Origin of the sequence: Mucilaginibacter sp. 14171R-50, from assembly GCF_010093045.1 — a bacterium.
Classification (GTDB): Bacteria; Bacteroidota; Bacteroidia; order Sphingobacteriales; family Sphingobacteriaceae; genus Mucilaginibacter.
In genome coordinates this window covers 1,016,001-1,036,470 of record NZ_CP048115.1, presented here as the reverse complement: position 1 = coordinate 1,036,470, position 20,470 = coordinate 1,016,001, and the positions used below count along the sequence as shown (strand labels likewise).

Sequence of the window (20,470 nt, the reverse complement as noted above, 5' to 3'; positions counted from 1 at the left end):
AATGAAGGTTTTTTTCCTCGTCGTATTATTTGGCGCTGTAACGCTGGGCGCATTCTCGCAAACTGAGAAGAAAACCCTTGTTGCTATAAAAACAGAAACGCCCCCGAAAATAGACGGAACCCTTGACGACGCTGTGTGGCAAAACGTACCCATAGCTACTGATTTTGTTGAGTTGCAGCCCAATGCCGGCAACCACGAAAAGCCCGAAAACCGTACGGAAGTAAAAATTATTTATGACAATGCCGCTATTTATGTAGGTGCCCGTATGTATGAGCGGGACCCGTCTAAGATCGCGCGCGAGTTTGCCACCCGCGATCAGGTTGGCAACGCGGATTTTATAGGGCTTATTTTTGACACTTATAAGGATGGCATCAATGGATCGGGTTTTTTTGTGACCTCAACTAACGGCCAGTTTGACGCCAAGTACGCCCCTAACCCGAATGGCAATACCGAAGATGAAACCTGGAATGCCGTATGGACGAGCAAGGTGAACATAGACAGCCTGGGCTGGACATGCGAGATGCGTATCCCTTACTCGGCCCTGCGCTTTTCTAAAAAGGACGTGCAAACCTGGGGCATGAATATCATCCGCAGGCGTCAAAACGTTCAGCAGCAGCTTTGGTGGAACGAGCTCGACCCAAAAATGAACGGGTTGATAAACCAGGAAGGGATATTAACCGGGATTAAACAAATTGAGCCTCCCGTGCGCCTGGCTTTTTATCCTTATTTTTCTACTTACGTAAACCATTATCCCTATAATACACCGGGTATTGCCAATACCAAAGCCAGTTTTAACGGCGGTATGGATGTCAAATACGGCATTAACGAAAGTTTCACGCTCGACCTTACCCTGATACCCGACTTTGGGCAGGTACAATCTGATAATAAGATATTGAACCTTACCCCTTTTGAGGTAAAGTATAACGAGAACCGTGCATTTTTTACCGAGGGAACCGAGTTGTTTAACAAAGGGAATCTTTTTTACTCGCGCAGGGTTGGGGGGCAGCCTATTAATTATTACAAAGCGTATGATAATTTACAGCCTACGGAACAAGTGATCAGCAACCCTACCGAAACCAAACTGATCAATGCCGTTAAGCTATCCGGCCGTTTATCAAATGGTTTGGGTATAGGGGTTTTTAACGGGCTCACCAATACCGCATATGCTACCGTAGAAGATTCGGTTACAGGTAACCGCCGGCTGGTACAAACCAGCCCGGTTACCAATTTTAATATTATCGTTCTCGATCAAAACCTAAAGAACAATTCGTCCATAACCTTTATTAACACCAATGTTAACCGTTTTGGTAAAGATTATTCGGCCGATGTAGGAGGCTTTGTTTGGAACCTGAATAACAAGAAAAACACCTACAACCTGGGTGGTTATGCGTTAATGAGTAACAAATTTTACAAAGGCCAGGAAACGGTAACCGGGTACAATTACGAAGTGGTTTTTGGTAAGGTTTCAGGTAATTTTACGTGGAATGTGTCGCAGGACAGGGTTGACAGCAAGTACGACTCGAACGATCTCGGGATCATGTTCAATAATAACTATATCGAACATAACTTAAACCTGCAATACGCCAATTACAAACCCAAACATCTTTTTACGCAATGGAATGTTTGGACAAATACCTACTCCTCTTACCGGGTAACACCAACGTCATACCAATATTTTAATCAAAACTTTGGTGGTAACGCCAGCTTTAAAAACTTTTGGCAGGTAAATATAAACGCCCATTACCGGGTGGAGGGAAACGACTTTTATGAGCCTCGCTTTATGGGGAGGGTATTTAAAAACCCCGAAAACTTTGTTTTGAACTGGAACCTTAGCACAAACCGCGCTAAAGTTTTATCCGGCGGGTTCTGGTATTCTGACCAGTGGCTGGCCAACGGTCATGGCGGGCATGGCAATGACCTGGAGGTGTTTTATAATGTGCGCCTTAGCAATAAATTTTCGTTCGGCGAAGATGTTACTATCAGCCCGCGGATAAATTATACCGGCTTTGCAACGTTCGATGATAATAATAATGATGTTTTTGCCCTGCGTGATGTGCACACAGTTGATAATACCTTTACCCTTAAATATACATTTAGCAGTATTATGGGCCTGAATTTGCGTTTAAGGCACTATTGGAGCAAGGTAAACAATAAAAAGTTTTTCGGTCTGGGGCAAGACGGGTACCTTACCGACCTGGCATCAGAAAAATTCGATCATGATATCGATCAAAACGCCAACATCTGGAATGTGGATATGATATACGTTTGGCAATTTTCGCCCGGCAGCGAGCTGAGCCTGGCCTGGAAAAACTCCACGTTCAGCAATACAAACTTGGCCACGCAAGGATATTTTGGAAACCTTAGAAATACTGTAGAACAGCCGCAAAACAACAACTTTTCGTTAAAGCTGCTTTATTATATCGATTTTCAGACTTTCAGGAAACATCATAAGATCTAAACCCCCGGCTGCTTTACGGGAATTTGTATAATATACCCAGCGCCAGGCCCTCGGTGCCTTGTATGGTTGATGACGTGTTTTTGTCGAAAAGCAATGTACCGTTAATTGATACATTGATAAGGCGGTTAACCTTAGCAGCCAATACCGCATCCACACGATGGCGCACGTAACTGAGTGATTGCCCGTAGGGGATGAACATGTCATAACGCGTATTTAAATGCATATTTTTGGCAATGTCCTTATCAAAAATAGCTACCATCTGGAACGCCACATCGGTGCGGATAGTTTTGCCGGGTGTTACCCCGTAATTGGCCGGCTGGTTGTGATAAATGGTGGTATCAAGCACAAAAGTTTGGCGGGCGGTACCCGTACCAAAACGCAGATCGAAATACGTTGTGGGCTTATATTCAAAACCGATCGACTCGGTTAAGTATCCCGGCGACATGAAGTTCGAGATGACAAGCGGTTGGGCAAGTACAGCCCCCGAAGCATCGTTGTATTGGTACCCTTTGTCAAATTGCGATTCGAAACTAAGGGATCCGAAGAAAAACCAATGTTTGGATAGTTGTGTGGCTACCTTGTTATCAAAAAATATACGGTCGTTACTTTTACGCGACGATTGCCCCTTATTTTTTGATTTGCCATAAAGCAGGTTAAGCTCCGAGGTGTAGCTAAATGGCGCTTTGTTATACTCAACCCGGTATATAAAATTCGAGCTTAGCGCAACTGCGGTTACACCACCGGCCGCATAGTTGTCGCTAAAGGCCGCCTGACTAAAGTTTAACCCAAAAGTTATAAACTTACGCCAGTAACTTATTTTATAGTCAAGCATGGTTACCGGTATCAGTTCCTGCTGTATTTTTATGGGGGTTGGCGGTACCGGTATTACATTCTTCTTAGTAGGAATGCGGTATCTGTTAAGCAGATTAGTGTCTATTTTAACCGTGTCTTTTTTTACGGTATCTGTGATTTGTGCGCTTGCCGACAATGTAATTGTGAACGACAGTAAGAAAAATAGTCTGATACTGGTTTTCAACATACCACAAATAAAACGCAAAAAACTCTTATTTCATTGTTTTAATTTAAAATACCTACACCAACTGTACCATCTGCGGTAACGGATGTAATGCGTATCGGCTTCGTTTGCGTAAGCCTCGCGCTCAAAAATTATATTCAAATACGCCACGTTGTGATTGTGATAAATCATCAGATTTACCAGGTAATTTATCAGGTATAACAGGTAAAAAGGGATTACCAATAACTCGGCTTGCTGTTTCAGGTGAATACGTTCGTGGTTGATAACTACAGCATCGTTCAAAAGTTCTTTATTGTTTACCAGTATAACCGGAAATAAGGCCATGCCGCTCACCTTTAAGAAAGGGGCAACAATTATTTTGTATCGGTATCCCATTTAATTTGTGGCAGCGGGGCAAGCTCATAGGCTTCAGGGTGGCGCAAATAGCGTTTCAAATTCGTTTTGATGTAATTAATAAACTCGTAATCGCCTAAAGACAAAACCAGGTAATAACCGGGGCGGTATTTCTGCATAAAATCGGTTAACCGCGGCTCCTGCAAGTGCGTAATACCCTGCACAAAGGCTTTGTTAAACCGGTAATCTATAATGCTTTGCCGGTACTCTGCATCTATAATGTTCCGCAGCTTTTCGGCGTTACGACCGCTTTTACTAAATGCGTTGTAAAGGGCATCTGGGCCAAAACCAACGCCACCTGGCCCAATCTTCAAAAGGTCTGCATTATTTATCGACCCATATATTTTGCTGTAATCGCGTTGGGTATTGGCCAATCGCTTTTCGGGCGTTAAAAAACTGTCGCGGATGGTTACTTCTTGCAGCGGGATGGCCTTCGGCCGCATGTAAACGGCCATGGCGGCATAGCCTGTTACCTTAAGGGTATCGGTATACATATCCGGCTTGCTAAATACCAGCAGGTCTCCCGGATTAGCGGTTATGGTAAATTCGCCCTTAAACGTGTTATAAACGGTTTTGCGCGATGTGATGTTTTGCACATTAACCTTGGCTACGCGGGTTTTGGTGTCTTTATTAAATACAATGCCGGTCACCTCCTTTTCCTGCGAAAAAGCCGTTGCGCATAAAACGCTAAAAAAACAGGTAAGCCATAACTTCATTGTAAAGTTTAAAGCTAATCGTTTAAAGAGGGAAAATTTATAGTTTAACAATCTTTAACACACTATTTCACCACAACAATTTTCTGACCGATCTTAAGGGTATTGTCAGACATTTTGTTGAGCGATCGTAATTCATCAACAGTGATACCAAAACGTTTAGAAATATTGTATAGTGTGTCGCCCTGTTTTACGGTGTAAATTTTATCGTCGGGCGGGGTTTTTGAAATAGAGTCCTGCTGCGGCTGGCCCATGTTGTCGTTTATCTGTGTAAGCACCCGGTCTTCGCGCTTTATCTTGGCAATTTCGCCTTCCGGCCGGTCGTACTGATCAAGCTGATATTTGGTTATGATGTTCAGCAGCAATTGCGGATACTTTGGGTTGGTTGCATAACCACAGGCTTTTAAACCGTAAGCCCAGCCTTTAAAATCATTCTTATCCAGTTCAAAAAGGCGGGCGTAGTTTTTCTTCTTTAAAAACTCCGAGTGATCGCGAAAAGATTCTTCCGGGTTATTATAAACCCTGAAACAGTCGTTTTCGTTATCATCGTTTTTGTAATAGCTTTCACCAGCCCAGGTGCTTCCGCATTTTATCCCAAAGTGGTTATTGGCCACCTTGGCCAGCTCGCTATTGCCGCTGCCGCTTTCAAAAAGGCCCTGGGCAAGTGTTATGCTGGCGGGGATGCCGTAAGTATTCATTTCCTGTATGGCAATGTCTTTAAAGCGTTCAATATACTCCAGCGAGGTAAAGTCTTTATGCGCAGCTATAGCGGCGCGGTTGCGTTTTTGAATAGCCTTGTTGTTTTTTGAGGCTTTGCTGCGGCTAATGGTGTTTTTGTGGGCCGAGCACGAAGTAAATAACAGGGTGGCAATTAATAATGTATATATCCTACGCATGCAGTTAAGCTTATTGTTAGCCAAACTTAGGTTAAAAAATATAAAAGTTAATTGTTGTCTGCTATTTCGCGTTTGGTACTATCAGGCATGGCATCATCGTCAAGTTCGTTCAGGTCATATTTGTTGATGATACCTAAAACCTGGGCGGCCCATTTTTTACTGCTTGCGTAACCACTGCGCTGTATGCCCTTCGCCCAACCCTTATAATCCGTTGTAGAAAATTTATCAAGCAGGTGACTGAACTGTTTGCGTTCGGTCATGATACGGGCGAAATCTTTAAATGAATCGAGCACGCTATCGTAGCGTTTGTATGATGAATGTACCTTTTTGTTGCCTTTATAGTACACCGTGCTGCCACCGCCCTTAACACCAAACTGGTTGTTCAGATTTTTGGCCACCGCGCTCTTTCCGCTGGCCGATTCATGTATGGCAACGCCTAAAATAATGCTTGCAGGCACACCGGTTTCATGCATTATGCGAATGGCATTGTTTTTGAACTTCTCGATGTAAGATTGTGCTGCGGATTGCGCCGATACGGCCGTGGTAGATGCAATTAATGCGGAAACTGAAAGGAGAGTAACAGTTAAGAGTTTCTTCATAATTATTTTTTTCTGATGATCAATATGCCGTCGCGGACAGGTAGAATTAGTTTTTCGACCTGTGTGTTAACAGCTATTAGTTCATTTAGTTTGCGGATATTTTCGGTATCGGCATCTTTTTCGGTACCATATACTTTCCCTTTCCACAAAACATTATCAATTATTATTAAGCCTCCTGGCCTTACTTTATCAATTACTAACTCAAAATACTTAAAATTATTTCGTTTATCCGCATCAATAAAAACCAAATCGAAGTCAGTTTCTTCAAAATCAGCTATTATTGCTTCTGCAGCCCCAAAATGAACCTTAATTTTTTTATCCACATTTGTTGATCTGAAATGTGAGTTAAGCATTTCCTCAAATTCCCGGTTAACTTCAATGGTATGCAATATGCCCCCTTCAGCCAAACCCTCGGCGAGGCAAATGGCCGAGTACCCGGTAAAGGTCCCTATTTCTAAAATAAGTTTTGGCTGTATCATTTTGCTGATCATGCTCAGCAACCGGCCCTGGTAGTGGCCCGATAGCATATGCGGCTTCAGCACCTTCAGGTAAGTATCCCGGTTTATTTTTTGCAAGGCCGCCGGTTCCGGGTCGCAATGGTTATCAAGGTAGGCCTGCAAGGCCGGATCAAGGATCTCCATGCCGGCAAAGATACATCGCAGATTTTTAGGATTATGTGATTTCGTTGATTTTTGACAAATTATAAACTATTGGTTGCGATTTTTTCTTGAGAGTTTGTGTTCATTAGTCGCTCGTTTAAATTCAAGGCTCCTTCCGCCAAAATTTATTAATAATCCGGTTGCCAATTTGTATGCTTCCAAGTAATTTAACACCTGTGCCAAATGTGCATCATCTAACTGTGATATCGCTTTCAATTCGACCATCACAACATTCTCAACCAAAAAGTCTACCCGCCTTGTCCCAACTTCAACTTCTTCGTAATGAATAGTCATTTCTAATTCACGGGAGAATGAAATGCCTTGTTTTTGCATCTCGATTGCCAAACAACGCTGGTATATAACTTCCTGAAACCCGTTACCCAAAGTCCGATGAACTTTCATTGCGCAGCCAATGATCTTTCCAGTAATATCCGAGTGCTTATAGTCCATTCTTTCGTTTAATCAGCGAGATCTTAAAATCATTTAAATCTGCGGTCCATCCAGCTTTGCAGCAATATCACGGCTGATATCGTATCAACAAGCTCTTTATTTTGCCGGGCTTTTTTGCCCATGCCACTTTGCGCTATGGTAGCCGATGCCATTTTTGAGGTAAAACGTTCGTCGAGCATTTCTACCGGAATATCCGGAAAGGTTTTTTTAAGCAGGTTTACAAATCCCTTAACGTGCATAGCTGATTGTGAAGGGGTGTTGTCCATTTGTTTGGGTTCGCCAACAACAAAGCGCTCAACGCCCTCGGTCAGCAGGTATTTTTTGAGGTAGTCTATGATCTTTAACGGATGGATGGTATCCAGGCCCGTCGCGATGATCTGCATCGGGTCGGTAACGGCAATACCTATTCGCTTGGTACCATAGTCAAAAGCCATTACCCTCATGGCTTCGCAGCTATAAGATGTGAGACATGAGATGTGAGAACTTGCATGATATAGTATAAGCTTGTTTTATTCAAAGATAGGCCAATCACATGGTTGTCTCAAATCTCGTATCTAAAATCTCATATCTAATTTTTACCTTGCACCAAATGCAGTTTAAGGATATAATAGGGCAACAAGCAATTAAGCAGCGGTTGATAACCTCGGTTAACGAGAACAGGGTTAGCCATGCGCAACTGTTCTTAGGGCCGGAAGGTGCCGGAGGCCTGGCGCTGGCGGTTGCTTATGCGCAGTATCTATCGTGCGGGGACAAGCGCCCGGACGACTCGTGCGGCGAGTGCGCATCGTGCCGGAAGTACCAGAAACTTATGCACCCCGACCTGCATTTTTCATACCCGTTCTTCGCCAAGCATAAGGATGACACCGCGCTTACTTTTATTGAGCAATGGCGTGATGCCTTTACAGCCCATCCGTATATTAATCTTGATATTTGGCGGGGCTATCTGGATGCCGAAAACAAGCAGGCTAATATTAACATTGCCGAGTGCCATCAGATCATTAAAAAACTGAGCTTTAAACCGTTCGAATCTGCATACAAAGTGCTGATTCTGTGGTTGCCCGAATACCTTGACAAAGAGGGGAATGCTCTGCTGAAAATGATTGAGGAGCCGCAGCCCAACACGCTTTTTATACTGGTGGCCCAAAATCAGGACCAGATACTGAACACGATATTATCGCGTACGCAACTTGTCAAAATCCCTTGTTTAAATTACGGGGATATAAAAGCCGAACTGGAAAATAAGCACCATCAAACAGAAACAGCGGCATCGGAGATTGCCTACCTGAGTAATGGAAACATGACCGAGGCTTTAGCCATGCTGCAGCACGACACTAAAAGCTATCATGCGTTATTTGTGCAATGGCTGCGTTACTGCTTTGGCAACAAAGGGCTTGATATTTTAAAATTTGTAGATCAGGCGGCAAAGATGGGGCGTGAGAATCAAAAAAACTTTTTACGCTATGGAACCAGTTTTATACGCGAATGCACCCTGCTGCGGGCAGGGGCCGAACGAATAGTTAAACTGCCCGGGCAAGAGATGGAAACGGCAAAAAAAATGTCGGCGGTTATCAGCAACGCCATGGCGCAGGGTATTATTACCGAGCTGGAAAAGGCTCATTATCATATAGAACGTAATGCAAATCCTAAAATCTTGTTTTTAGACGTATCTTTGCAGATTATAAAAGTACTAAATTTGAAAACTGTCCCTGCGGGGAATCATTATATACCGAATTAATTATGGGATGCGGAAGTTGCTCATCCGGCGGATGTACGCCGGCCGGCTGCAAAAGTAATGGCTCGTGCCTTACTAATGGTTGCGCCAAATTGGATGTTCACGATTGGCTGTCGCACATGGATATGCCAACTAACTATAGACCTTTTTCTATTGTAGAGGTCAGATTTAAAGGCTCGCGGAAAGAGTTTTACCACAACAACGATAATATTTACCTGGAGGCGGGCGACCTTGTTGCCGTTGAAACCACTACCGGTGGTTACGACATAGGCCACGTATCTATCACCGGCGAACTGGTGCGGCTGCAAATGACCAAGAGGCATGTAAAAGAAGCTGATGTTGTTAAAAAGATATATCGCCGCGCCACCCCGGCCGATGTAGATAAATGGAAGATGGCCAAAGATATGGAATGGGAAACCATGCATAAATCGCGTACACTTGCCCTCGACCTTAACTTATCGATGAAGATAAGCGATGTGGACTACCAGGGCGATAAAACAAAAGCCACCTTTTATTATACCGCCGAGGGTCGCGTTGATTTCAGGGAACTGATCAAAAAAATGGCCGAAAGTTTCCGCATCCGTATTGAAATGCGCCAGATAGGTATGCGCCAGGAGGCAAGTCGCCTGGGTGGTATCGGTTCCTGCGGCCGCGAACTTTGCTGCAGCACCTGGTTAACAGATTTTAAAACAGTTTCTACATCAGCTGCCCGGTATCAAAACCTATCGTTAAATACCTTGAAGCTTGCGGGCCAATGCGGCAAATTAAAGTGCTGCCTCAACTATGAGCTGGATACTTATATGGACGCGCTTAAGCATATACCGGACAATGTGAATGTGCTGAAAACTGAAAAAGGCGATGCTCGCCTGCAAAAAACCGATATATTTAAAAAAATAATGTGGTTTAGCTACCCGCGCGAAGAAGCCTGGGTGCCTATGCCGATAGCCCGCGTAAAGGAAATTCAGCAGCAAAACCGCGAAGGAATTATCCCGGCGGACCTGGGTGAGGTAGTTGTGGTTGAAACCAAGCCGGTAAAGATACTTGATTACGAAAATGTGGTTGGGCAAGATAGCCTTACCCGCCTTGACGAGCGCCGCAATCAAAACAACAAGAATAAAAATAAGAACAAAAACCGTAGCCGTAACCAGCAAGGGGGTAATCGCCCGGATGGCCAACAGGCATCCCAACGGCCGGATGGTAACCGCCCTCAAGGAGGAAACAGACCAGACGGCGGCAATCGCCCGCAAGGGAACCGGCCGGATGGTGGTAACAGGCCCCAGCAACAGGGTGGCCCAAGGCCGGATGGTAATCGCCCGCAGGGAAGCAATAACAACAGGCGCAATAATAACCGGCCACGCCCGAATAATAATCAGCCCCCTAACAATAACACCCCCCGGCCGGAATAATGCGAGCGTTTAAATTTATTCCCGGCTGCTTAATTGCCCTTGTGCTTTTTGCAGCGCAAGGCTGTACCGATCCTAATGCGATAGTAGATCAAAGTACCCCTATTGATAACCACAATTGGTCGTACGTAAACCGGATAAAAGTAGATGTGAAGATAGATGACATTACGGTGCCATACAATCTTTACTTTAATTTAAGGGTAAGCGGCAGTTACAGATATTCAAACATATTTGCGTTGTTAAGGCAAACGTCGCCGGGTAAAAAAACACACACCACCCGTTACGAGTGGCCTTTGGCCAATAAAGATGGTGAATGGCTTGGTAGCGGCAGCGGCAATATTTACAGCTACCAATTGCCCCTGCGAACCAATTATAAATTCCCGGCTAAAGGGGTTTATCATTTCGAGATAGAACAAAATATGCGCGATAACCCGCTTCATGAGGTTATTGATGCGGGCTTACGGGTTGAGAAAGCGCGCTGATCTTCAACGCCAAATATTTAAAACCTGAAATGGCTCTGTTTGTAGTTTAAGTATATATAATACTTAGTATGAAAAAGTTATTTCTTTATATAGCCATGGCAGCAGCGCTAAGTTTTGCCGCCTGCAACGGTAGCCATAAAACAGGCGGCGACCAGCCCGATTCGGGCGCTACCAATGCAGGTAGTTCGGGAGCAACGGATAGCGCGGCCATTTCGGCCGGTTCCGGAAGTCCGCAGGCTGTTGGTACAAGCGGTACCGATACCAGCGGAAATGGAAAAGGCACCACTAACCCAACATCAGATACCCTTAAAACCAATCCTAAATAAGATGAAAAAGTTAGTTATATACTTATTTACGGTGATAGCAATATCTACCGCATCGTGTAAAAGTAAGGATAGCAAGGTTGATGCTGCTGATTCAGGACAGGTTCATGTGGGTGGTTCTACAACTGCCGATAGCGCTAAATATCCCGCAACTCCTGTTGAAACCGGCGGGCAGGATACGAGTGCTGATGGTACCATGAACACCAACCCGGCGAAAGACACGGTGAAAGGAACCCGCTAGCTTACTAAATATTTTATTTTAAAAGTAAAATAGCTACATTCGTTTTGCTAATATTTTTATCAAAATGGATGCTATTATTTTAGGCGCGGCGGTTGTTATATTACTGATAGCCGTTATTATATTTCTAAAACGACCTGCTGCCACCGGTGTTTCAACGGGCGAATTATCCTTGTTGAAAACTGAAAATGAAGCCTTGAAGATTTCATTGGCTAAGGCCGAGGAAAAAGCTGCCGGCATTTTAACCGAAAAAGAAAATGTCGCCAGGCATTTTAAGGAGGAGCAAAGCCGGCTGTTAGATGAGCTTTTGTATGAGCGTAGCCAACTGGCACAGGCCAACCAATCTTTAGAGTCGTCACGAGCGTATTTTAAAGCACAGCAGGAAAAACTGACTGAGCAGAAGGAAGAGATAGAACAAACGCGGAAGTATTTTCAGCGCGAGTTTGAAAACATTGCCGAAAAGCTGCTGAAGGAAAAATCCCGGGAGTTTACAGATGTGAATAAACTAAGCATCGATGCTATATTAAATCCACTGAAAGAAAACATAAAGGCCTTTGAGGATAAAGTTGAGAAGGTTTATAACAAGGAGGCGGCCGAGCGCAATACGCTTAAGGGTGTTATAACGCAGTTAATGGACCTGAATAAACTCATCAGTACCGAAGCATCAAACCTGACGAGGGCTTTAAAAGGCGACAACAAAAAGCAGGGTAACTGGGGCGAAGTCATCCTTGAAAAGGTTTTAGAACGCAGCGGATTGATCCGCGACCGCGAATACCGCGTACAAGCCAGCCTGAACAACGCAGATGGCAGCAGGCTGCAGCCTGATGTAATTATCGACCTTCCGGATGATAAACATTTAATAATCGATTCCAAGGTGTCGCTGATAGCTTATGATCGTTTGGTAAATTGCGAAACGGAGGATGAACGTAAACTATACTCAAAAGCGCATGTAGAATCGCTGCGCAACCATATACATGGCCTGTCAGCCAAAAGCTACCATGATCTTTACCAGGTAAACTCACCCGATTTTGTTTTACTTTTTGTGCCGATAGAATCATCGTTCAGTTTTGCAGTTCAATTAGACGCAGACTTATTTAGTGATGCCTGGGAAAAGCGGGTGGTAATCGTTAGCCCAAGTACTTTGCTGGCTACCCTGCGCACCATTGCCAGCATTTGGAAACAGGAGCGCCAAAATCGCAATGTATTAGAAATAGCGCGACTGAGCGGTGAAATGTACGATAAGTTTGTCGGTTTTGTTGGAGATATGGAAGGCATCGGCAAAAACATTAAGCAAAGCCAGGATAGTTATGACAGGGCACTTAGCAAACTTACCGATGGCCGGGGCAACCTGACCATTACCGCCGAAAAAATTAAGAAACTGGGCGCCAAGGCCAATAAACAGATAGAGCACAAATACATTAGTGAAGATTAGTATGCCTGTTGCGCGTTTGCTTACGCGATCGTCGCTCCGTTAGCATGCCATACGAAAACATTAAAAAAGCCCGGTTGCATTAGCAAGCGGGCTTTTTATATCTTGATTCTTAACTCTTATTGTCTTGTCTCACTTACACATGAAAATTATTAGCTTTCATGTAATTGTAGCTTTTGGTAATGCTTACAAACGGATCGCCGGGGCAAATATCCTGCTCATTGAAAAAGTATTTTAAGCCTGATGTTTTGGTATGCTTAAATATCTCTTTAAAAGGGATTACACCGTTACCCACCTCGGTAAACATCTGCTTTGGTGTGTTATCCATATCCTTTACGTGCCATAACGGGAAACGGCCCGGGTGTTTCTTAAACATGGCGATAGGGTCTTGCTTGGCTTTATACATCCAGTAAATGTCCATCTCCATTTTCACCAGATCTGCATCAGTGGCATCAAGCAGCACATCGTAGGGGTATTTGCCATCCTGCGATGCAAATTCAAAATCGTGGTTATGGTAGCAAAGCTGGATGCCTGCTTTTTTAGCTATTTCGCCACCCTTGTTTAGCTTATCGGCCGTTTCTTTATAATGGTCAAGCGTGCCGCGTTCGCTGTCTAACAGGTAGGCACAAACCATGTATTTAAGCCCAACCTCCGCCGCGTCGTCAACGGCTTTTTGCCAATCGTTGGTAATGGTGCCTTTGGCGTTTGGCATACCTTCGCCCAGCATAAAGTGCCCGCTTGGCATTATCAGGCCATTATCACTTAAAACTTTTTTAAATGCGGCTGGTTCCATCCCGTAAAATTTTTGGGTGCCGGTGTAAGTGGCGCCTTCAACCGAGTTAAAACCTACTTTGGCAACTTTAGCCAGCGTAGCAACCGGGTCTTTAGCCATTGCATCGCGCACAGTGTACAGTTGTACGCCTACATATCTTTTTTTATGCGCTGCAAATAATTCGGGCGCCATTAGCAGGCCGGCCGAAACCACCGCCGTGGTTTTAAGGAACGAACGTCTTGATGTCATTTCGGTAATTTAATTGGTTTGTGTAAATGTAACACATTGACTATACAAAACAAATAGACCGCATAAATATTACAAGGTTTAATTTGCCACAGATATTAAACAAAAAATCCCGGCAACAGCGTTACCGGGACGAGTATGTTTGATAATAGCTGAAACTACTTTGCCGGGCGCGACGGTTTGTTTTTGCCAAACCTTTTGGGGTTACGCCGCCCATCGCGGCGTTGAGAATGGCCCGCGCTGTGCGGCCGCTCTTCTTTCGGTGGTGCAGCAATACCTTGCAGTTCTTCAGGTAGTTCCTTTTGGGTAATGGGTTTATCAATAAGCTGCTCTATGCTCTTAAGCCGCTTAAGGTCGCGGTCGTTCACAAAAGTTATGGCCGTGCCTTTGCTTGCTGCACGCGCAGTGCGACCAATGCGGTGAACGTAGTCTTCCGGGTCGCCGGGTACATCGTAGTTAACCACCAGGTCTATCCCTTCTACATCAATACCACGCGACAAGGCGTCAGTGCCGATAATAACGGGTAGCTGCTTGTTTTTAAAGCGGAGCAATATCTCTTCGCGTTCGTTTTGCTGCAGATCGGAGTGAAAAGCAGCCACATTGATATGCGCCGACTTCAGCTCCTTATAAAGGGATTTCACAATTTCCTTACGTGATGCGAAAATGATAGAGCTTAGGTAGCCGCCATCCTTTAAAAGCATTTTTAATAAAGGTGTTTTTTGTCCGTCGTGCAGGCGGTATATCTGCTGGTCGATACCTGCTGCGGGCTGGGATATGGCAATGTTTATTTGCTGCGGGTCGGTAAGAATGGCCTTAGCTAACGTGCGGATGCGCCCCGGCATGGTAGCCGAGAACAGCAGCGTTTGGCGTTTTTTTGGCAAATAACCAATAATTCGCATAATGTCGTCCTGGAACCCCATGTCGAGCATGCGGTCGGCCTCGTCTAAAACCAGATGGGTAATGTCGTTAAATTTTAGCACCCCTGAGGTAAGATGCGCTATCAGCCTTCCCGGCGTAGCAATAATAATATTTACATTGTTTTGAATACCGCGTCGCTGCTGCTCATAAGCCATGCCATCGCCCCCGCCAAAAACCGCCTGCGAGCTTACGCCCGTAAAATAGGCAAGGCCCTCTACCTGTTGGTCTATTTGCTGAGCAAGTTCGCGCGTTGGTGCAAGTATAAGGGCTGTGGTATGGTGCTTATGCGTATTGCATATGTAATTTAAAACAGGCAGCAAATATGATGCGGTTTTGCCGGTGCCCGTTTGCGCACAGGCTATAAGGTCGTCGCCGTTAAGTATGGCCGGTATAGCCATTGCCTGTATAGGCGTTGGGGTAGTGTACCCCATACTTAAAACGCCTTCTAAAAGTTGTTCGTTAAAATTAAAATCCTGAAAAGTCACGTATGTTATTAAAGATGAGCACGCAAGGTAAGCATTTTTGTGGTTTTATGCATGTTTACTTTATTATGATACAATGTCGTTTAATTTTGAGCGCCTGATCTGCCGGCTTAAAATTTCTGTTAAAGAAAACTATTTTAGGTATAAAGTATTTCTGTTAGTATCTATGTATACATCCGCCATTTACCCTGCTAAAGCGTTCGTTCTTTTCCTGTTAGTGCTTGTATTTTCATCGGCCCAAAGCTATGGGTCGCCGACCGATACATCAGTGTTCCAAAACGGTACCGATACCGGAAAAGTGGCTGCCCGTGTAGTAAACCGCGACTTTAATAACATCTATATACAAAACCTTAAACCCTCCTTTTTTGGGCAGGAGCTTTTTCAGCCGGTTAAAACCAAATTGGTTGGCGATGTTAACGCGCACTTTGTATTGTTAAATACCCCTAAATCACGTTTCTTTTTTGACCTGTCTGCGCGGGTAAAGCTGCGGTTGCTATCTGCCTATGGCGAACCTGTGAAATCTCCGAGCTATATGCCCAGCGGTAATTTATATTACAGGCTTAACCGTGATGCTTACAAACCGCAGTTCCTGCAACTATCATACACCCATCATTCAAATGGTGTACGGGGGCCAACCTTAAAACCCGATGGCGGCTTCAATCGGGATAGCGGAAAATTCAGCACAGACTTTTACTCGCTTAACTATACTATCGGCAAACGGGTAGATAACCCCAATAACATTATAAATCATTATAGCACTATCGGCATCGAACTGCACCGGGGTTTGTTTGGTGACGATGCGGCTATGGGGCTGCCCGGTAGTTATGGTTTTGTACGCGTTAACGGCGGCTATATTTATAACATTGCCAAAAGGTACCAGGACGATATTGACGCCGATGCATCTTCGTTTAAGAACTGGCAGCGCATACAGTTCGATTTTACTTACATTGCCGATAAGTACCGGGGCTATGATGCCTTAAATTTAAAAGAACGCCTCAACGTTAGCCTCAAATATTACTACCAGTTTCCGTTTATGCAAAATGTATCGTTCATAGTGGGCGGGGGTTACCGCGGGCAGGATGATTATAATATTTACTTTGAAGACAGTTACGCCTATGTGCAGTTTGGGATAGCATCGGGTTTGAATTTCTTATTTCATAAGGATTAGCTTTTAAACGATTAAGCGGCTGTTATCTAATAAGCAATATGTACAGGGGCTTTATCCAGTCCTGCCAAACAAAACAGGTGTAATTTGCTTAAAAGTAAATTTCGGCGGCAGCTATCTGTAAAAATTTTGATTGATAAATTGCGTTACTATAGCATCAATAAAAATAAATACTACATTTAGCTGTTCTAATATTAACAAGCGGTACCCACACTGCTATATCTGATAACCCGTATGAAAAAATTACTTTTAAGCGCTATTGCTGTTGCCGCATTGCAGTATTCATCATTTGCGCAAACCAAACTTTTTGATGGTAAAACTACCAACGGCTGGCATGCCTATCTACAAAAAGATGCAGGCCCGTGGAGCGTTGTTGACGGCGCATTACAGTTTGACCCTAAAGCACCGCACTCAGCTGACCTGATAACCGATGGGGAATACGAAAATTATGAGCTTAAGGTAGATTGGAAAATTGCCGAAGGCGGTAACAGCGGCATCATTTTCGGCGTGCACGAAGACCCTGCCCTGGGCGCTACGTATTTATCGGGTATTGAAATGCAGGTATTGGATAATGAAAAAGCCGAAGATAATAAAAACCCAACCCACCTTGCCGGGTCGTTATATGATATGAAAGGTGCACCTGCAAATGCTGCAAAGCCTGCGGGGCAGTGGAATACTGCAAAAATACGTAAAGATAAGGGCCACCTGACTTTTTGGCTTAACGGTAAAGAAGTGATAAACGTGCAAATGGGCAGCCCCGAGTGGACAGAGATGCTGAATAACAGCAAGTTTAAAACCTGGAAGGATTTTGCTAAATACCCAAAAGGCCATATCGCGTTGCAATCGCATGGTGCCGTAGTAGCATATAAAAATATTACCCTTAAACAATTGTAGCCAATCACATTAAATTTTATAGTTCGACATATAAATGGAAGATTTACAGATAAAAAAATCAACCACAGCATACGATGTAGTAATTGTAGGCTCGGGCGCGGGCGGCGGCATGGCCGGTTACGTATTAGCTAACGCTGGCGTAAAGGTGCTAATGCTTGAAGCAGGCGCTTATTTTGATCCTAAAGTAGATTCGCACCAACTTAAATGGGCTTGGGAGTCGGCACGCCGGGGTGCTGGCACTACCCGACCATTTGGCGATTTCGATGCCGCTTATGGCGGATGGGAATTAGAGGGGGAACCTTACACCCAGAAGGACGGTACCGAGTTTGCGTGGTTCCGTGCACGTATGCTGGGCGGCCGTACCAATCACTGGGGCCGTATATCCTTGCGTATGGGGCCTGATGATTTTAAACCAAAGGACGGGCTTACTGACCCGTGGCCGATAACCTACGACGACCTAAAGCCTTATTATGACAAGGTTGACCGTATGATAGGTGTTTATGGAACGGTTGAAAATATTGAAAGCGAGCCGGACGGAATTTTTCTGCCGCCGCCAAAGCCACGATTAAACGAGTTGTTTATTAAGCAGGGCGCTACCAAAGCGGGGGTTAAAGTAATTACCGGCCGCGGATCAGTGCTTACAGAGGCCTTACCAAATAATAAAGACCGTGGCGCTTGCTTTTTTTGTGGGCAGTGCGGACGCTCATGTAAAGTTTACGGCGATTTCTCGGCCTCGTCATGCTTGGTGATCCCCGCCATTAAAACCGGCAATCTTAAAGTAATAACAAACGCTATGGTGCGCGAAGTTATTACCGATAAGAACGGGCTGGCTACCGGCGTATCATACGTAAATAAAGATGATATGCAGGAGTACCAGGTAAATGCCAAAACGGTGGTACTTGGTGCAAGCGCCGGCGAATCGGCGCGTATATTGTTAAATTCAAAATCAGCAGCCCACCCGGGCGGCCTGGCCAACAGCAGCGGTGTGGTAGGTAAATACCTGCACGACAGTACCGGATCCGGCGCGGGCGGTTTCCTTCCGCAGCTGATGGACCGCAAACGCTACAACGAAGACGGTGTAGGCAGCGTGCACATCTACTCGCCCTGGTGGCTTGATAATAAAAAACTGAATTTCCCGCGCGGCTACCACATCGAGTACGGTGGCGGCATGCACATGCCATCGTATGGCTTTGGCGGCGGCATACAGGATATGAACGGCGCTGTGCCCGGCCGCGACGGTAAGAAGAAAGATGGTGGCGGTTACGGTGTTGGATTGAAAGATGACTATCGCCGTTTTTACGGTACGCAGGTAGGTATGGCAGGCCGAGGTACTGCTATTGCCCGTGCCGATAACTATTGCGAGATAGACCCTAACGGCGTTGTTGATAAATATGGTATCCCGGTGCTGCGTTTTCATTATAAATGGACCAACGACGAAATAAACCAGGCCAAACACATGCAGGAAACCTTTGAGGAGATACTGCATAACATGGGCGCCATTTACGGCACCATGCAAGGGCCCGAAACCAATTACGGCTTAGAGGCACCGGGCAAGATCATCCATGAAGTGGGTACCGTTCGTATGGGCGACGACCCTAAAAAATCTGCTTTGAACAAATATTGCCAGGCGCACGATTGTAAAAACCTTTTTGTGGTTGATGCCGCGCCGTTTGTGCAGCAGGGCGATAAAAACGCCACCTGGACCATTCTGGCCCTGAGCATGCGCACAGCTGAATATATACTACAACAACGTAAAAAACTTAATGTATAACGCATCATGAACAGACGCGACTCCCTTAAAGCAATAGGTTTAGGAACCATATCAACCGGGCTGTTATTAGGCGGCTGCAAACCGGGCGAAAAAACTGATACAGCGGCAACCGGTGAAAAAGCCGGCGCGGTACCCGGCCGGCAGGCCTATGAAGTTGAACGTGAAAATAAACTGAAGGACGAAAAGTATTTCGATGACCATGAAATGGCCACCATTACGGTTTTGGCCGATATCATTATACCAAAAGACGCCCACTCGGGCAGTGCATCTGATGCCAAGGTGCCCGAGTTTATAGAGTTTATTGTAAAGGACATACCAAGCCATAAGCTACCCATGCGCGGAGGGCTTAAGTGGCTGGATATGTATTGTCTTAACCATTATGGCAATACATTTATAAAATGCAGCAGTTCGCAGCAAACCGAGCTGTTAGACCAGATAGCCTACCCTTATAAAGCCAAGGCAGAAATGCAGCAAGGCGTAAACTTTTTTAACCGCATGCGTGACCTGACTGCATCAGGTTTCTGGAGCAGCGAGATGGGTACCAAGGATATTGGATACGCCGGGAACGCCCCTAACAAATGGACCGGCGTGCCGGCCGATGTGTTAAAGCAATACGGCATGGAAAACGTGAAGATATGATACGACGCCCCTGAAAAGGGGCGTTTTTTGTTGATTAAAACCATTTTTTACTGGTAGCCACCTTTATGGCCGATGCCTTGTTGGATACGTGCAGCTTATCATAAATGTTAGCGATATGCTTACGTACGGTATGCGGGCTTATAAATAAGCGCTCGCCTATTTCCTGATAATTTAATCCATCAACAACGCGGCTTAATATTTCCATTTCGCGGGTCGAAAGGGCATGTTCACCGGCAATAGTCTCCTCTTCTTTTGCAGCGGCTTGTCTTGCCTCGGGCACCGTTCTTAACAGGGCGAGGGCCTTGCGGGCTATCCGTGGCGACATTGGAACTCCGCCTTCGTGCACAATTTCGGCAACTGCCTTAACTATGTTAGCTACCTTTTCATCTTTAAGTAAATAACCGCTTGCTCCTGCCTTAATGGCCTCAAAAAGCTTATCGTCATCATCAAAAACAGTAAGCATTAAAAAATGCATGTCAGGATAAAGGTCTTTGGCAATGCTAACGGCCTCAATGCCATCCATCACAGGCATCTCTATATCCATAAGTACTACTTGCGGGCGCTCTGTCGGGTTCAGCGCTTTTAATCCATCTAAAAAATCGGAACCATCGCAAGCTTGCAACACTATACTTATCTCGTTATAGTACGAAAGGTTATTGAATAAGGCCTCGCGAAGCAGTGTTTTGTCATCAACAATAGCTACCGGTATAGTGCTCATACATTTTAGATTGATCATCTAAAATAACGATATAAATTAAAAAAGCCGTTCAAA

General features: G+C 44.9%; 22 protein-coding genes. 11 read left to right on the top strand and 11 right to left on the bottom strand.

Features of this window, described 5'->3' with window-relative positions; genetic code table 11:
* Position 1: 1 nt before the first annotated feature.
* A complete protein-coding gene (locus GWR56_RS04695; protein ID WP_162430005.1) occupies positions 2-2,458 on the top strand; it encodes a DUF5916 domain-containing protein in 2,457 nt (818 codons plus the stop codon).
* A gap of 13 nt (positions 2,459-2,471) precedes the next feature.
* On the opposite strand, the gene GWR56_RS04690 is transcribed toward GWR56_RS04695, so the two are convergent.
* The 8 genes from GWR56_RS04690 to ruvX all read right to left on the bottom strand — a co-directional run bounded on the left by GWR56_RS04690 (position 2,472) and on the right by ruvX (position 7,647).
* Positions 2,472-3,497 carry a DUF3078 domain-containing protein gene (locus tag GWR56_RS04690; RefSeq protein ID WP_162430004.1) on the bottom strand — a complete coding sequence of 342 codons (1,026 nt, stop codon included), beginning with the start codon at positions 3,495-3,497 and terminating at the stop codon, positions 2,472-2,474.
* Between the two features lie 30 nt (positions 3,498-3,527).
* Entirely contained in the window at positions 3,528-3,869 is a 342-nt protein-coding gene (locus tag GWR56_RS04685; RefSeq protein WP_162430003.1) for a hypothetical protein, read from the bottom strand.
* Positions 3,848-4,603 (bottom strand): hypothetical protein, encoded by a 756-nt coding sequence (locus GWR56_RS04680; RefSeq protein ID WP_162430002.1) that lies wholly within the window; start codon positions 4,601-4,603, stop codon positions 3,848-3,850. The genes GWR56_RS04685 and GWR56_RS04680 overlap by 22 nt, the downstream gene beginning before the upstream one ends.
* A 62-nt stretch (positions 4,604-4,665) precedes the next feature.
* On the bottom strand, positions 4,666-5,496 hold the full coding sequence (locus tag GWR56_RS04675; RefSeq protein WP_162430001.1) for a glucosaminidase domain-containing protein: 831 nt from the start codon (positions 5,494-5,496) through the stop codon (positions 4,666-4,668).
* A gap of 47 nt (positions 5,497-5,543) precedes the next feature.
* Positions 5,544-6,095: a glycoside hydrolase family 73 protein gene (locus tag GWR56_RS04670; protein WP_162430000.1), complete on the bottom strand. Its 552-nt coding sequence runs from the start codon at positions 6,093-6,095 to the stop codon at positions 5,544-5,546.
* A 2-nt stretch (positions 6,096-6,097) separates the two neighbouring features.
* Positions 6,098-6,736: an O-methyltransferase gene (locus GWR56_RS04665; protein WP_162429999.1), complete on the bottom strand. Its 639-nt coding sequence runs from the start codon at positions 6,734-6,736 to the stop codon at positions 6,098-6,100.
* 66 nt (positions 6,737-6,802) lie between these two features.
* The gene (locus GWR56_RS04660; protein ID WP_162429998.1) at positions 6,803-7,204 is read right to left on the bottom strand and encodes a GxxExxY protein; all 402 of its coding nucleotides are present in this window, start codon (positions 7,202-7,204) and stop codon (positions 6,803-6,805) included.
* A 29-nt stretch (positions 7,205-7,233) separates the two neighbouring features.
* Positions 7,234-7,647: a Holliday junction resolvase RuvX gene (gene ruvX, locus GWR56_RS04655; protein WP_162429997.1), complete on the bottom strand. Its 414-nt coding sequence runs from the start codon at positions 7,645-7,647 to the stop codon at positions 7,234-7,236.
* A gap of 146 nt (positions 7,648-7,793) precedes the next feature.
* Here ruvX and GWR56_RS04650 point away from each other — a divergent pair, with 146 nt between their 5' ends.
* The 6 genes from GWR56_RS04650 to rmuC all read left to right on the top strand — a co-directional run bounded on the left by GWR56_RS04650 (position 7,794) and on the right by rmuC (position 12,814).
* Positions 7,794-8,939 (top strand): ATP-binding protein, encoded by a 1,146-nt coding sequence (locus GWR56_RS04650; RefSeq protein WP_162429996.1) that lies wholly within the window; start codon positions 7,794-7,796, stop codon positions 8,937-8,939.
* 2 nt (positions 8,940-8,941) lie between these two features.
* Positions 8,942-10,342 (top strand): regulatory iron-sulfur-containing complex subunit RicT, encoded by a 1,401-nt coding sequence (gene ricT / locus GWR56_RS04645; RefSeq protein ID WP_162429995.1) that lies wholly within the window; start codon positions 8,942-8,944, stop codon positions 10,340-10,342.
* Positions 10,342-10,821, top strand: coding sequence for a gliding motility lipoprotein GldH (locus GWR56_RS04640; RefSeq protein WP_162429994.1), 480 nt, complete (start codon positions 10,342-10,344; stop codon positions 10,819-10,821). Before ricT ends, GWR56_RS04640 begins: the two co-directional genes overlap by 1 nt.
* A 68-nt stretch (positions 10,822-10,889) precedes the next feature.
* Positions 10,890-11,147, top strand: a complete 258-nt coding sequence (locus tag GWR56_RS04635) for a hypothetical protein (protein ID WP_162429993.1) — start codon at positions 10,890-10,892, stop codon at positions 11,145-11,147.
* 1 nt (position 11,148) lies between these two features.
* Positions 11,149-11,385, top strand: coding sequence for a hypothetical protein (locus GWR56_RS04630; RefSeq protein ID WP_162429992.1), 237 nt, complete (start codon positions 11,149-11,151; stop codon positions 11,383-11,385).
* 64 nt (positions 11,386-11,449) lie between these two features.
* Positions 11,450-12,814 (top strand): DNA recombination protein RmuC, encoded by a 1,365-nt coding sequence (rmuC, locus tag GWR56_RS04625; RefSeq protein ID WP_162429991.1) that lies wholly within the window; start codon positions 11,450-11,452, stop codon positions 12,812-12,814.
* A 133-nt stretch (positions 12,815-12,947) separates the two neighbouring features.
* Here the strand turns inward: rmuC and GWR56_RS04620 are convergent, their stop codons facing one another.
* Together GWR56_RS04620 and GWR56_RS04615 are read right to left on the bottom strand one after the other, a co-directional pair.
* Complete coding sequence (locus GWR56_RS04620) at positions 12,948-13,832, bottom strand: TIM barrel protein (RefSeq protein ID WP_162429990.1); 885 nt, start codon at positions 13,830-13,832, stop codon at positions 12,948-12,950.
* A 155-nt stretch (positions 13,833-13,987) separates the two neighbouring features.
* On the bottom strand, positions 13,988-15,232 hold the full coding sequence (locus GWR56_RS04615; protein ID WP_202925372.1) for a DEAD/DEAH box helicase: 1,245 nt from the start codon (positions 15,230-15,232) through the stop codon (positions 13,988-13,990).
* A 73-nt stretch (positions 15,233-15,305) separates the two neighbouring features.
* Here GWR56_RS04615 and GWR56_RS04610 point away from each other — a divergent pair, with 73 nt between their 5' ends.
* The 4 genes from GWR56_RS04610 (at position 15,306) to GWR56_RS04595 (ending at position 19,698) form a co-directional block, all read left to right on the top strand.
* Positions 15,306-16,397 (top strand): hypothetical protein, encoded by a 1,092-nt coding sequence (locus GWR56_RS04610; RefSeq protein WP_162429989.1) that lies wholly within the window; start codon positions 15,306-15,308, stop codon positions 16,395-16,397.
* Between the two features lie 231 nt (positions 16,398-16,628).
* Positions 16,629-17,288: a DUF1080 domain-containing protein gene (locus GWR56_RS04605; protein WP_162429988.1), complete on the top strand. Its 660-nt coding sequence runs from the start codon at positions 16,629-16,631 to the stop codon at positions 17,286-17,288.
* Between the two features lie 34 nt (positions 17,289-17,322).
* Positions 17,323-19,059: a GMC family oxidoreductase gene (locus GWR56_RS04600; protein ID WP_162429987.1), complete on the top strand. Its 1,737-nt coding sequence runs from the start codon at positions 17,323-17,325 to the stop codon at positions 19,057-19,059.
* A gap of 6 nt (positions 19,060-19,065) precedes the next feature.
* The gene (locus GWR56_RS04595; protein ID WP_162429986.1) at positions 19,066-19,698 is read left to right on the top strand and encodes a gluconate 2-dehydrogenase subunit 3 family protein; all 633 of its coding nucleotides are present in this window, start codon (positions 19,066-19,068) and stop codon (positions 19,696-19,698) included.
* 34 nt (positions 19,699-19,732) lie between these two features.
* Here GWR56_RS04595 and GWR56_RS04590 read toward each other — a convergent pair whose 3' ends face one another.
* Entirely contained in the window at positions 19,733-20,416 is a 684-nt protein-coding gene (locus GWR56_RS04590) for a response regulator transcription factor (protein ID WP_162429985.1), read from the bottom strand.
* Positions 20,417-20,470 lie beyond the last annotated feature (54 nt).